We start from the raw sequence: 13,539 nt of genomic DNA, 5'->3' as shown, positions 1-13,539 counted from the left end.
ACGCCACGTATCTTCTATAAACAAATTCATTGCTGTTTTCGTAATGATCGACTTGAGATCGTATTGTTCCATGTCTAAGTTGATTCCGATTCCTTTCTTCATTGCCAAACGAAGGATGGGGCGAAGAACTTCTTTTAAATAATGGATACTCATCTCTTCGGATTCTGGATATAATCTTGTTTCTATCCCTGAACATTTGATCGAAATATTGGTTCGTAGTTTGGAATCGATGTTTGTCGGAACTTCCGGGAGAATTTTTAGGAGTTCTGAATATTGTCTGAGGTATTCTTTGGCTTCTTTGGGAGATAATGCAATTTCACCTAATACGTCGTAAGTGCGAGGCCTTGCGGAAGGGCTTATTGTATTTATACTTTTTGGTGAATCGGTCAGAATAAAAAATTTCGCAAAAATTTTCACAATCTTTGCTATAATAAGAGAAACAATAAAGTTTAGGAACAAAGTGTTGATAAAAAAGTGAATCGAAGATTTTAAAAAAGAAGGTATTTCTGTATCTTCATCAAAAATATAAATTTTGAAATATGAATAAACATTTTTTGTTTCGAGAGACGGAAGGACATCGATGAATTTAAAAATTTGTAATTTTAACTTTGGATATTGAAATCCAAAGTGAATGGTTTTTGAAGTAATAAAGAATACAAATCTTTGCAGCAGAGATCCAGAGTTTGCATCAATTGTTTTTGCAATACCAAGAATTTTAGTATCATCATATTGCATTTGTTTTGTAAACATATTGTAACAACCAAATTGGATCCAAAATTTAAGATTCTTTTAAAAAATGAGAATATAAGATATGAAAGGAGTTGTAAACAATAACTTAGATGTTTTTATTTCCCAATGGGAAATTTAACGGATTTACTAATCGAAAAAGAATCTAAGTTTGGAGCCTTCAATTATTCTCCCTTACCGGTTGTATTAGTAAAAGGCGAAGGTATTTATCTTTGGGATATAGAAGGGAGAAAGTATTTTGATTTCCTTTCTGCATATAGTGCGGTGAATCAAGGCCATTGCCATCCAAAAATTGTAGAAGTTTTCCAAAAACAAGCATCCATCCTTACACTTACATCCCGCGCTTTCCATAACGACAAACTTCCGTTATTTACTGAATTTATGTGTTCTACATTTGGATACGATCGAGTATTGCCCATGAATACAGGTGTGGAGGCGGGAGAGACTGCTATTAAACTGGCTAGAAAATGGGGATATCAAAAGAAAAAAATTCCACAAAACCAAGCAAAAATCATATTCTGCGAAGGAAATTTTTGGGGGAGAACCATCGCAGCTATTTCATCATCCACAGATCCGAAAAGTAAAAATGATTTTGGACCTTTCCTTTCTGGATACGAAATCATTCCTTACAATGACTTAGATTCTCTAGAAAAGGCAGTGTCTGATCAGAATGTCGCCGCTTTTATGGTGGAAGCGATTCAAGGCGAAGCCGGAGTCATAGTTCCTCATGAAAACTATCTAAGGGAAGCTAAAAGAATATGCGAATTTCATAATGTATTGTTGATTGTCGATGAAATACAAACTGGTTTGGGCAGAACGGGAAAACTTCTTTGTTCTGATCATTCTGAAATAAAACCTGACTTATTACTTCTTGGCAAAGCACTTTCAGGTGGAATGATGCCGATTTCATGTGTGTTAGGCTCTGATGAAATTCTTTTACTTTTGAAACCAGGCGAACATGGTTCTACTTTTGGCGGAAACCCGTTGGCTTGCGAAGTGGCAATGACTGCTGTAAAAACAATTTTAGAAGAAGGGATGTCTGAGAATTCTAAGGTTATGGGGATACTATTTAGAGATACGATAGAATCTTGGAACCACCCTTTAGTGCATTCTGTTCGGGGGAAAGGACTTTTAAATGCGGTTCAATTTACAGAAACTGTAGATGCCAAAAAACTATGTATTGAACTCATGAAACTGGGAATTTTGGTCAAAGAAACTCATAAAAATACGGTTCGGTTCGCTCCACCCCTTGTGATTCGGGAAGCCGAGATGAAACAAACTTTGGGGATCATCAAAGATGCTATTGATTTGTTTTTGTAAGTGAGTAAATTGTTGAAAAATGAGACGAAGAGCAAGTGTTAGTTCCAATTTTAAGAATTCCTGATATCTTTATTGCTTTTTATCATAAGCTTTTCGGAAAAAAAATGAAAAGGATGTGATGAGTTTTGGCACTTCTAATAAAGTTTTCAAACTAAATCCAGTGTCTCCATGGGAGATAAGACTTGTAATACAAAGTTTACATTCTACACCGCGAGCCACCAGTTCTTCATGTAACATTGAAGATTCGTTTGCAGGCACCACATCATCCTTTAATCCGTGAATCAATAGAATGGGTAAGTTGAGAGAGTTTATATGGTTTGTTACAGATAAAGCAGATAACAATTCACGATCTTTTCCACTTTTCTTTAGGATGATATTCCAATGTTTCATTCTAAAATCTTTATCATATTTTAAGTTTTCAAAAAAGTCGCGGTCTACTTTTTTCATTTTTGAAAAATGAGGTTCCAGAAGATTGTCTTTGTATTTGAAATAATTATCTAAAATAGCAAGTTTAATGGCTTTGAATAAACTCTTGTTTTCTCCTATGGATAGGGGAAGAAAATTGAGTAGAAGAATCATCCGTCCGTATTCATCCAAATTCTGGTCTGCGAATAAATTTCCAATAATATCATCTACGTTGGCAAATGCGCCGATTGCACAAATGGTATTCATTCGATCGGCAATTTGTTTGTCGCTTACTGCAATGAGGCTTAAAGAACCCGAAAAAGAAGGTGCAAAAATAGAAACTTTCCCGGAAGTGCATAAATCTTTTTGACCAGAGATGAAAAGAATCGAATCTTTGATATCATCAATGTTACGAAGGGAAATTTTATAATCACAGATTTCGTCAAAGAATGGACTTATGACTGTATAACCAAGTTTGTTTAAACTTTTATTAACAATGATAAACCGCGGATCTCGGTTCCCTAGAGGTGCTAGGCCATTGATTGTAATGATGGTTCCAAGCGATTGCGATTTCGGCATATAACAATCTGCACGCAAACTTCCATTACGAACGGGAATCGATATTTCCTTAACATCAGGTAGAGTTTCATCCTTACTTTGCAAACCCATAAGGAAATGGATCGATTTTATCCAAGCTGTTAATCTATTCATTGTTTCACTTTACCAGTAGCACTGTTCTTTATTTGAAACATTCTAAAAGTTATGTCTGAAATCAATCCAAATCTCATGAAATCACAGAGAGGCTAATCTTTTACTTTATCATCAAAATCAGTTGAAATACGAGTTTCTGTAGCGTTAGGGATCGGAAGGGCTTGGTCGCCGGCCATTGTTAGATGGCAGGTGACGGAAGCGAACGCGGACCCCTGAAGAGCCCGGCCCGTTTTTTAAAAAAAATACCAAAACCAAAATTGAATTGGGAACGTCCCAGTGGGTCTAAAAGAAAAGTAGGGCTTTTGTTTTTTTCATCTTTTGTGGCAGAGAAATTAAATCGATATTTTTCATAGGAAACATGAATTAAGTTTGTGATCTATGGAAGAGAATAGGATACCTGCTTAGTGAAAATGGACTTTTTAGGTTTGATACGCAATCAAAGGATAAACCCCTGCAAAAAGATTTTTTTGATTTGGTTTATGGTGGCGGTTTTTTTCCAATGCCGACGTTCTGAATTCAATTCTACCTGTGATCCCGATTCCTCTGCTTACTTACAAACCTTCGTTGTCCTTGTTGGAGCTAGTGAATACACTCATTTCTGTGGTGCCCATATTAGAAACCCAAGGATCAAAATTCCTCGTTTTATCCTCGTTACGAATGTTGGTTTGTCCACAGCAACCAGTAGCATCAATGTATTTCGGATTGATCCAAAAACTGGTTCCATTTCGCAAGTGGATGGTTCACCATTTCAATTGACCAACCGTCCTCGTTATTCCGCGACCAATGCCACAGGAACCATTGTGTATGTAGTAAACATCGGCAATACTTCTATCTCTATACTGAATCTCAATCCTGAGACTGGAACTTTATCTTTAAAACATCCTGACTTGGTTCTTCCTAACACTCCGTATTCTTTGGCATTAGATCCCAATGGAAAATACTTATTTGCCAGTTCAGAAAGCCAGAAACAAATTCATCGGATGGCCATTGATTCTTCCGGAAATCTTTCTAGTTTAACTCCTGTTACTGTTACATTAAATCCCATTACCGGTGCTGTGGGAAGAATGGTTTTTGATTCTAAAGGTAAACATTTGTATGCCGGGCTCACGAGTGCGCCTGGAGACATGGCTGGTGTACAAGCGTTTCATCTAGATGCAACGAATGGAAATTTAAATTCTATTAATTTTTACCCTACTAATGTGAATAATCTTTCCATAGCCATTTCAGCGAATGATCAGTTTGTTTATGGAGCCAACTATTCATCGCAAGATGTATTCCCGTTTTTGAGAGATATAAACTCGGGTACCCTCGCCATCCAAACGAATATTCCAGCAGGAGTTGCTCCCGGGTACACGATTACGGATCCATGGAACCGGTTTGTTTATGTTGCCAATAGTGGCACAGGCCAAGGAACAATTTCTGCGTATTCTATACAGGCAATTAAAGGAACCTTAACGCCCGTAAGTGGGTCCCCCTTTGTATCGGGATTTAGTCCCATTGGTCTTAGTATTGATCCAAGTGGAAAATACTTATATTCCTCCAACACAGAAGGTGGGAATGTCTCTGGTTATACCATAGGCGAAGATGGATCTCTTTTGCCTATGGCTGGATTTCCCGTTACAGCTGGAATCAATCCTTTTTCGATAGAGATTGTTTCTTATTGAGTATAATATACGTTTTCTATTTTTTTTACAAATCGATTGGTAAATAGGCTGCAATTTCTAAACTATTAAAGTTATGATGATTGTTGCCGGCTTTAAAAGAGGAGTACATTACCGTTAGGCGAAAATTTACAAAACTTGTAGGATATTCGGCAAATAAAACAACAGGAACAAAATATGTTTGTTTGGCGGAGACTGTACCTCGGCTGATCGATGAGATGGCCAATAATTCGATAAGAGTAACATCTTGAAACATTAAATAGGAAATGAAAAATTGATTATGATTTATGTTTTTTAAATCAATTTCTCCCTTCGCCGCCATATATAATCCCAGGTTTTGTAAATTCTCTCCTTGGCCTAAATTTGCCAACAGAAAGGAACGAACAGGGTCACCAGTAAAATTCTGTTCATTAAGTTATGATACTCTACCCACTAAGTTTGCATAGTTGTCAAAACCGCCCGGTCTGTTCCCGAAGGACAAGGGCAAAATATCTAAAAAGGTGTTCTGAAAATTTGCATTCCCTGAAAAACGAATCTGACCTCCACCCACACCTAATCCGACCCTTACGTGGTCTATTCCTTCTTTACCAATATAAAAAGCCGGAGCAAAAAATGCGTAATTGCCTGATACTCTAGTACCTATATCTTCATTGGAAATTTGTGTGTCTGCAGAACTGGATCCAGATCCTGATCCAGAACTTCCTGAGCTGCTGGAGTTTGATGATGAATTAGAGCCAGATTCAAAAAAGGATAAATCTCCTTCGTATCTTTGCCTTGAAATCAGAAAAGGTTTGGCCCTTCCAAGGATAGTAAATCCAAAATTTTCAGATATTTGAAAATCAACAGATTTTAAATCCATTAGAAAATCTATGTTTTTCTCGATACTTAAATCTGCGGCCATATCCGCCTTACCTAACTGTGATTTTATGATCATTTCAGAAAAACCATAGGTTACACCAGGATAGAGAGATATATAGTTCGGACCATTTTTTTTCGCAGATTCAAAACACCATATCTGTCTCCACTTTTTCCAACAGATTGGGCGGAATTGTCTTTCGATTCTGGAAAATTTTCTTCAACTTTTTCTTGTGATTGTATCTGATTTATAAAAACAAAAAAGTAGAATATTAGAATAATTATGTTTCTCATAATCAAACAGTCGCTATGGTCACATAAAAATGCAACTATTTGATTGTCTCGGCTTCATTACTTTGCAAAGATCAAAGAAGTAATACAGTCAAATAGTTTACGTAGTATGCGTGTTAGTAGAGTTTCAAAAATAGGACAAAACCTCGTTTCAGGTAAAAAAAACAATGGAAAAATCGGTTACCTATGGAAAGTGAAAATTTACAGAAAAAGAAATTTCAATCAGCTGGAATCGAATAAATTTTGAAACGATTCACAGATTTTATGGTGTTGACCAGTCTAAAAAACACGACCAGTCGGCAGGAACCTATTGAAAAATTTACTATTTTCCTTTTTGATTTTATTATTATTTGCCCAATTCCATTGCAAAGCTTTTGGAAAAGATCCCGATGGCTCCCACCTTGAAAAAATAAAAAAATCCACTCACTATGATCTCACTCGGGAACAGTTCGTAAACCGTAGACCAGATGTTTTGGAGAAAATGCGCGAAGGCCAAAATTTCTTTTCTTTGTTTTTTAGATTTTTTTTTGGTGGGGATAAAGACCAAAAACCAAGTGTCAAACTACCAGAAGAAAAACCGGATTTTGCGGAGTTTTTAAAACCAGATGAAAGCATCAAATTTATCTGGTTTGGGCATTCCACTTTCCTTGTAAACATTGAGGGAAAAATATTATTTTTTGACCCTGTATTTTCTGAGTCCGCTGCTCCCTTTGCTTTTATGGTCAAAAGATTTCAGGATGCTGTAGTCAAATTAGAGGAATTACCTCCCATCGATTATATCATCATTTCGCATGACCATTACGATCATCTCGATATGCAGACCATTGAGTTCTTTAAAAACACCAACACAAAATTCATCACTCCTCTTGGAGTCACTTCCCATATAAAAGAGTGGGGAGTTTTGGAAGATCGTCTAACAGAGCTTGATTGGTGGGAAACCATTGAAATTGGAAAAATCAAAATTGTTTGTACACCAGCCCAACATTTTTCGGGAAGACGTGGTATGAATGGCAATAAAACATTATGGTCTTCTTGGACTGTTATCGGTGAAAGAGAAAGATTTTATTTTAGTGGGGATTCTGGTTACGATGTTCACTTTAAAAACATAGGTGATAAGTATGGACCGTTTGATTTAACCTTTATCGAAAACGGCCAATACAATCCGATGTGGGAAGCCGTGCATGTTTTACCAGAACAAACAGCAAAGGCTCATCTCGATTTAAAAGGGAAAAGACTGGTGCCCGTTCACTGGGGGATGTTTAATTTATCACTGCATAGTTGGTATGAACCAGCAGAATCACTTGAGAAACAGGCTGAGATTTATAAAATTGATTTGCTTACTCCAAAATTTGGACAAATAGTCAAAATTCGCGAACCCAACCTAATGGAAAGATGGTGGAAGAAATTTATTAAGTCGGAATGATGCCATTATCTTTTGAAGCGAGACAAGTAGGCATTGGACATACCTGTTCCAAAAGGAATTGGTGAATCTGAGATAGAACCAGCAGAACTTCCGAAACTGCTAAAGGATCCATCGCAGTGTTTGACTGCCGACATTTTATAGTTTTCTTTTCCGGTAATTCTGTAGTCTTCTTTTAGTGTGATTGGATCTAATTCTGAGACCATTCCTACAAGTTCCCCGACTGTACCTGTGATGAGTGCCTTCCCATTTTGTAAAAAACTCCCTTCGGTAATGATGATACTTTCTCCTGGATTGTATACAAATGAGGAATTCAAAAGATTTCCTGATCCATCTAACCGATAAAAAATCGTAGATTTAATGCCGGCTCCAGGATGCGGGAGTCCCAAACTTGGGGTTGTATCAGTGTAATAAGTGGAAGTTAATATTGTTTGGTCAGCATAGACAACAAGGGAGGGTCCAATATCGTCTATTGCAGCGTTTGTCCCACCTAAGTAGCGGTGCCATTGGTAGTTGAAATTGGCATCAAGTTTCATCACAAGATTTCCAAGAAATGATGGGTATCCATTTTTACCATTGAGAAAAGTTGAATTCAAATCAGCTTCCACAAGACCTATAATGACAAACCCTTGACTAGCAGGAATAGCTTCCAATCGAAACGGCCTAAAGTTACTGATTGCTGGTCCGAAAGGATAGTATTTTGTCCAAATAGCCACACCATCGTATCCTATTTTTTGAATGAACCAATCATTGTTTGTCGAACTGCTGATTACATTGCCTGGGTTGACCAAAGCACCCGTTGCGAATCCGAGAACATACAATCCAGTCTGGTCACTACTATCTTTGATTTCAGAAATGATTCCTGAGTCGATATTCAATCCGTCATTGAAGTATTTACTCCAAAGAATATTTCCATCTGTGGATAGTTTTACGATGACAGAGTTTCCTCCAACTCCTACATGCGGGGTATTTGCGGCAGGAAGAATACTCGTTGGAGTGGTCGCATACATATACAATCCATCGTTTTCTCGGAAATAAATTCCATTTGGTCGATCGGATCGTTGGCCGAGGTATCGTAACCATTGGCGTTCCCCAGTTGCAGAAAATTTTGTAACTAAAAAGTTGAGTGTCGAACCAGCTACTCCCTGAAAATGAATCCCACCGAGTCCAAAGTCGTTGGATGTAAAAGAAAGTCCATAGAGATTGTAAGCATTGTCAGATTTTAATTTAGTAGCTCCCGTCGTGGCTCCTGCTAGAGAGGAAGAACCAATAAAACTTCCCCAAGGTCCAGGAGCAGACGAACAAGGATTACATGGACCGAGTCCCAATGCGCAGAGTAAAAGCGCAGTTTCAAAATAAGCACGTGAATTGTAGTCGGAAGGATTGTTTAGCTCGGGAAGTTTGCAAAAAAAGAGGAAACTAAAAATGAGGAGGAGAGAAAATATGCGAATCTTAGTCGATGTTTGTAAATATTTTGCAGGCATGGCAATTTTTTTTCCTCAGAATTTCCGATTCCACTGATATTATGAGTGTTACCCAAAGAGGGCAAGAATTTATTGCACTCTTTGATTGCTGTATACCCAAGGTTAGTAATGGGCATTAGAAAAGTATCTTATGTTTTTATCCCCTTTTCTTTCATTTGCTCAGCTAATTTTTGGGGAATGGGGGCGCATTGACAATGTTTTTGGTGTTCGAGATGCCAATGAACACGTTCATCAAAAGTAGCATTTTTTGGCATTTTATGTTCTTTGTGCCATTCTTTATTTAGTTTCATACTATATACTCTTTCTTCCTACTTCCGCTTTAAACCGAACTTTTGGCAAACTGAAATATCTTATGTTTATTGTTTGGGATAGATTCGAGGCGCCCCTTGTTTTCAAAAAAATGGGAACCAAACAATCAGAATTTGAACCCACTTAGAAAACAATAAGTAGGCTTTTGTATGATAAAATATTTGGTTTGTTTACCTATCCTGTCCCTCCTTTTCTGGAGTTGTTCGAATCAGAAAGAAGAGGGACTCATCCCTGGCACAAAACTCACGGGTGATCCCTTGGCCGATGCTGTTGTGCTTTCCATTTTAGTCACACCTTCTTGCCAATACCTGACGAATGAAAATGCAAATTCACCATTCAATGTCAATGGTTCCATTTCTATTTGTAGTGTTCAGTCTGTGAGTGGGTCGGTCACAGTCCAAACTAGTGGGACCTATGAAGTGACTGCCACTTCAGGTAAACAAACACTTACATCTTCTAGTTGTAATTCGAGCCGATTTGATTTCCTTGTGGCGTTGAAAGAGGGAAATACCGAACTTTTCGTTTCGTCTGCAACGGGTGCCAAACAAATTGTTTTGGAAGTGGGAAAGGTTTATTCTTTGCAATCGACAGGACTTGTGAATCCTTCTGATTACCAGTGCCAGGGAAAAGCAGTTTCATCCAATATCACTGCCTATCGCATCAATCTTCGAAAAATTTAAGTTAGTTGTATGTAAAGGATTCTTTCGAGAGGATATTTATCGAAAGTTTCCTTTTGGTCTAGGTAGTTTCCGCAATTGCGGGAACCTCCCATCGCATTTCTGTTAGTTTAGGTCTAGAATGTTTGTATGAAACATCTAGTAGGGATTTTATTACTTCTCGTTCAATGTACAAGCTTGGATAGAATGTTAATTTTGGGAATAAAGAATCCTCTCCCAATCGAGAGAGATTATCATCAAAATCAGATGATTGTCGAAACGGGTGAATCCTCAGAATGTCTGCTTCCACCTGATCCGCAGTATCCCTTTCCTCGTCTGGGATTCTGTTATGTGGGGAATGGAAATCGTCGGTTTAGTTATCATTCAAGCGAAAAAGAAACAAGTCAGTATAACCATTATTTTACCGTCATTCCGGGATATCTCCGAGTCGGTCACGCCAATTCTGAGTTTTATAAAGATGTAACACTTGGTCGAGGCCCTTTTCATAACCGATCTTTGAAAGAAAATATTTTACGCCAATCCATGCAACAGAGTCTGCCGGGAAAAATCCCTTCGATTCAGTATTCAAGGTGAGGTAGATTGTGTATCCTTATCTTCACCAAGTTAATATTCTGCGGATTTTAATTCTAATTTTGATACTTGGATCAATACTCAAATGTAGCACTTTAGATAAAAAAACAGCAATGAGAGGATTCTATGTGACTACCCATCTTCGGCCTCACCAACAATTGACCTATGCTGAAAAACATGGATACAATTCAGAATGTTTGGTTCTTATGGAAGGGCCGGTTCCCAGTCGAATGGAACCTTGTGCCATTGGCGATAGGCGATCCGGACGAGATATGTATCAGGAAACAGAAGTAGAAGTGGCAGGAGATTTTTTCCCTGTGAATTGGCCTATTGCTGGGTATATCTATGAGTTACATGTAAACAATGTTTATTACCAAGATGTGATCTTATACAGTAGTTCTTTTCATCGAAAAGATTATCCTTGGTTTTTTCCGATGTATTCCTATCGCAATATATATAGCAGACAAGTAATGCGAAATAACATCGGATATTATAATTCAAGGTCACCGTATGGGTTATATATGAGAGGTCGTTAGAAGATTTCCGATTGACTTAAAGAGAAAAATTCCTAAAAATTGAGAAATATTTTTCTAAAATTTCTTAAATTTTGCGAATCCTCTATGAAACTGCAATCTCCGTATTTTCCCTTTTTTTTATTCGTCGCATTCGTGACCTTACTTCAATTCCCAATTGAGGGAAAGGATATCGAAAGTTTACACATCGGTTTTGGGTCTTGTTTGCACCAAGATAAAGAGAGTCCTATTTTGACCCAATGGGAAAAGGAATCTTTTGATCTCATACTTTTGTTAGGTGATAATATATACGCAGATAATTTGGTTGCCACAGAAAAAATTCCAGCTTACAAAAAACAATTCGCTCGGCCTGAATGGAAGGCCATTCGTTCCCAGTCACAAATCCTTGCAACTTGGGATGATCATGATTATGGTATCAATGATAGTGGTGGCGAATACGCCGACAAAGAAAAGAGCCGCGAAATTTTCATTTCCCAGTTGGGATCTTTAATGCCCAAAGGCCAAAGTTTTGGAACTAAGGATGGTCGGGGGATCTTTCATTCCTATTGGCTTAAGTGGAAAGAGAAAAAAGTTCATATTGTGATTCCAGATACTAGGTTTTTTCGATCTCCGTTGAAGCGGAGTTGGTTCTCATATTTTACTGGAAAAAATCACTATCGTCCGAATGAAGCAGAGGATGCCACCATTCTTGGTGAAGAACAGTGGAAGTGGTTGGCAGAAGAATTCGCCAAACCTTCTGACTTACTCGTTTTTGTTTCTGGAATCCAAGTCATTCCCACGGAACAACCGTTTGAGAAATGGGGAAACTTCCCCAAAGAAAGAGAAAAACTTTTCCAATTTTTTGGTTCTGCAAAAACTTCCGACTTAGTCATTCTTTCAGGGGACAGACATATTGCAGAAATATACGAATATCCATTATCAGACAGTAGAAAGTTAATCGAAGTTACTTCGAGTTCTCTCAATTTGCCTTTACCATTTTTGCCATTGGAATATGATTCGGAATATAAACTTGGGTCTGCATTTCGAGAGGAAAACTTTGGATCTCTTCGGATTCAGAGGAAAGACGGAAAATTGGTTTGGCGTTCCGAGATCAAAGACAAAATTGGAAATGTGATTTTGCATTACACTAACAATGATTCTAATTAAAAATATTTTCAAGAAACAATAGGAGGATATGCATTTTGAAACCCAAACAAAAAATTTTAGAAAGTTCCTTTGCCTTGTTTCGTGAAAAAGGTTTCCAAGCAACAGGAATTGCGGAAATTTTAGATAAGGCAGGAGCCTATAAAAAAACTCTGTATGATCATTTTAAATAAACTCTGTATGATCATTTTAAATCAAAAGATGATATTGGATTTGAATACCTAAACTATCTTTCCGAACAGCAAAGAGTTGTTATGTTAAAGGTATTGGCCAAAGCAAACGGAATGTCTGACTTCATTGAAAAGTGGGTCAATTTCATCGTCAGAAACCAAAGGAACACTTCCAGAAAAGATTGTCCGATTGCTCTTTTTTCAGGTGAGATTTCGCACTTGAGTCAATTTGACTCCTACAGAAACAAAGCTGTCCATCATGTATTGGATACGGTAGAAACCTGCATTTTGAAATTTGCCCCAAATTTACGGCCAGAACTTGTAAAATCATTAAGTTACGAGTTGTATATGAGTTATCTTGGCGGCCTTCGGTTGTATGCCTTAACCAAAGACCGAAAGGTGATTGAACGAATGAAATCGCAGATGATTGCCTCAGCAGAGCGCTTAGTAAAAAGTTAATTTCTATTAAGTGTTCTTTTCGCTTTAGCGGGAAAATTGGAATTTTACTTAGTCTGGTATTTCTGCTTTTTCCTTTGGAATTTCTTGGACAAACATCCAAATAAGACCATCTTTCACTTTTCCAAGTCCGAGGTAGAGGTAGTAAAAAGGATAACCTAAAGGTCCTGGTTTGTATTCCTTTTGAACCACTGGCTCCCATTTCTGAAGAACTCGCACTTGGACAGAAGATAGTTGCACGGCACTCGATAAGTATTTTAGCTTACCTTCCCATCTTTCGATGGATTCTGATACTTTGTTTAGTTCGGCTTCTACTTTTAAGATTTCTTCCACAGTTTTTGCCGTTTTTAAAATATCTAAAAGTCGAACACGCATTTTCAGTGCGTTCTCCATACGAATTTCTGTATCGGTATAATCTTCTGTCACATCTTTAGCGGAGACATCTTCAGAATAGTTCTGCGATTGGTTTTTAAGGGTGAATAAAAACTGTTTTAATTTCTCAGCAGGAATCTTTAATTGGACAACTCCGTTGGAACTATACTGTAGCGCATAACCCCCGTATGACTCTGCCAGTTTAATAATTTCAGTGACTTTGGCTTCAATTTCTTTTGATTGTAAATTGACGTTCACGGAATACACCATCATCCTTTTTTGGATTTTTAGTTCACTTGGTGTAGTTTCTGCTTTAGGGGAGGGAGCAGCAACGGAGGGTGCATAATCCTCTGCTTCCCCAGAAGAATAGCGACTCATGGGCCTTTCCCTATCCATTGTTTTGGAGGAAGAACAT

The 13,539-nt window shown here is 37.7% G+C and carries 16 protein-coding genes; 9 read left to right on the top strand and 7 right to left on the bottom strand.

Features of this window, described 5'->3' with window-relative positions:
• Positions 1–750: proline dehydrogenase family protein (locus LEP1GSC199_RS07415; protein WP_002979952.1), on the bottom strand; the 750-nt coding region annotated here is incomplete at its 3' end.
• 105 nt (positions 751–855) lie between these two features.
• Here LEP1GSC199_RS07415 and rocD point away from each other — a divergent pair.
• On the top strand, positions 856–2,067 hold the full coding sequence (gene rocD / locus LEP1GSC199_RS07410) for an ornithine--oxo-acid transaminase (protein ID WP_002979968.1): 1,212 nt from the start codon (positions 856–858) through the stop codon (positions 2,065–2,067).
• A 69-nt stretch (positions 2,068–2,136) separates the two neighbouring features.
• On the opposite strand, the gene LEP1GSC199_RS07405 is transcribed toward rocD, so the two are convergent.
• Positions 2,137–3,183: an alpha/beta hydrolase family protein gene (locus LEP1GSC199_RS07405; protein WP_002979959.1), complete on the bottom strand. Its 1,047-nt coding sequence runs from the start codon at positions 3,181–3,183 to the stop codon at positions 2,137–2,139.
• Between the two features lie 467 nt (positions 3,184–3,650).
• On the opposite strand from LEP1GSC199_RS07405, the gene LEP1GSC199_RS07400 reads away from it, so the two are divergent.
• Complete coding sequence (locus tag LEP1GSC199_RS07400; protein ID WP_232420701.1) at positions 3,651–4,847, top strand: lactonase family protein; 1,197 nt, start codon at positions 3,651–3,653, stop codon at positions 4,845–4,847.
• Between the two features lie 25 nt (positions 4,848–4,872).
• On the opposite strand, the gene LEP1GSC199_RS21740 is transcribed toward LEP1GSC199_RS07400, so the two are convergent.
• Positions 4,873–5,166 (bottom strand): hypothetical protein, encoded by a 294-nt coding sequence (locus tag LEP1GSC199_RS21740; RefSeq protein ID WP_002979961.1) that lies wholly within the window; start codon positions 5,164–5,166, stop codon positions 4,873–4,875.
• A gap of 93 nt (positions 5,167–5,259) precedes the next feature.
• Positions 5,260–5,778: a hypothetical protein gene (locus LEP1GSC199_RS21735; RefSeq protein WP_002979956.1), complete on the bottom strand. Its 519-nt coding sequence runs from the start codon at positions 5,776–5,778 to the stop codon at positions 5,260–5,262.
• A gap of 522 nt (positions 5,779–6,300) precedes the next feature.
• Here LEP1GSC199_RS21735 and LEP1GSC199_RS07390 point away from each other — a divergent pair.
• Complete coding sequence (locus LEP1GSC199_RS07390; protein WP_002979904.1) at positions 6,301–7,413, top strand: MBL fold metallo-hydrolase; 1,113 nt, start codon at positions 6,301–6,303, stop codon at positions 7,411–7,413.
• Positions 7,414–7,418: 5 nt separating this feature from the next.
• Here the strand turns inward: LEP1GSC199_RS07390 and LEP1GSC199_RS07385 are convergent, their stop codons facing one another.
• Together LEP1GSC199_RS07385 and LEP1GSC199_RS21430 are read right to left on the bottom strand one after the other, a co-directional pair.
• Complete coding sequence (locus LEP1GSC199_RS07385) at positions 7,419–8,894, bottom strand: hypothetical protein (RefSeq protein WP_002979906.1); 1,476 nt, start codon at positions 8,892–8,894, stop codon at positions 7,419–7,421.
• Between the two features lie 128 nt (positions 8,895–9,022).
• Positions 9,023–9,184: a hypothetical protein gene (locus LEP1GSC199_RS21430; RefSeq protein WP_002979933.1), complete on the bottom strand. Its 162-nt coding sequence runs from the start codon at positions 9,182–9,184 to the stop codon at positions 9,023–9,025.
• 168 nt (positions 9,185–9,352) lie between these two features.
• Between LEP1GSC199_RS21430 and LEP1GSC199_RS07380 the strand changes: the two genes are divergently transcribed.
• From LEP1GSC199_RS07380 to LEP1GSC199_RS21725, 6 genes are all read left to right on the top strand, one after another.
• Positions 9,353–9,883: a hypothetical protein gene (locus LEP1GSC199_RS07380; protein WP_002979923.1), complete on the top strand. Its 531-nt coding sequence runs from the start codon at positions 9,353–9,355 to the stop codon at positions 9,881–9,883.
• A gap of 126 nt (positions 9,884–10,009) precedes the next feature.
• Complete coding sequence (locus tag LEP1GSC199_RS07375) at positions 10,010–10,453, top strand: hypothetical protein (RefSeq protein ID WP_039926341.1); 444 nt, start codon at positions 10,010–10,012, stop codon at positions 10,451–10,453.
• Between the two features lie 8 nt (positions 10,454–10,461).
• Complete coding sequence (locus LEP1GSC199_RS07370; protein ID WP_002979948.1) at positions 10,462–10,986, top strand: hypothetical protein; 525 nt, start codon at positions 10,462–10,464, stop codon at positions 10,984–10,986.
• An 84-nt stretch (positions 10,987–11,070) separates the two neighbouring features.
• Positions 11,071–12,129 carry an alkaline phosphatase D family protein gene (locus LEP1GSC199_RS07365; RefSeq protein WP_002979892.1) on the top strand — a complete coding sequence of 353 codons (1,059 nt, stop codon included), beginning with the start codon at positions 11,071–11,073 and terminating at the stop codon, positions 12,127–12,129.
• A gap of 35 nt (positions 12,130–12,164) precedes the next feature.
• Positions 12,165–12,299: a TetR/AcrR family transcriptional regulator gene (locus LEP1GSC199_RS21730; protein WP_002979966.1), complete on the top strand. Its 135-nt coding sequence runs from the start codon at positions 12,165–12,167 to the stop codon at positions 12,297–12,299.
• Positions 12,300–12,380: 81 nt separating this feature from the next.
• On the top strand, positions 12,381–12,755 hold the full coding sequence (locus tag LEP1GSC199_RS21725) for a hypothetical protein (protein WP_002979894.1): 375 nt from the start codon (positions 12,381–12,383) through the stop codon (positions 12,753–12,755).
• Positions 12,756–12,803: 48 nt separating this feature from the next.
• On the opposite strand, the gene LEP1GSC199_RS07355 is transcribed toward LEP1GSC199_RS21725, so the two are convergent.
• The gene (locus LEP1GSC199_RS07355; protein ID WP_002979943.1) at positions 12,804–13,502 is read right to left on the bottom strand and encodes a DUF4349 domain-containing protein; all 699 of its coding nucleotides are present in this window, start codon (positions 13,500–13,502) and stop codon (positions 12,804–12,806) included.
• Between the last annotated feature and the right edge of the window lie 37 nt (positions 13,503–13,539).

The organism is Leptospira vanthielii serovar Holland str. Waz Holland = ATCC 700522 (assembly GCF_000332455.1).
In the GTDB taxonomy this organism is placed as follows: Bacteria; Spirochaetota; Leptospiria; order Leptospirales; family Leptospiraceae; genus Leptospira_A; species Leptospira_A vanthielii.
The sequence above is the reverse complement of the archived record's forward strand: the minus strand, read 5'-3'. Positions and strand labels throughout refer to the sequence as shown.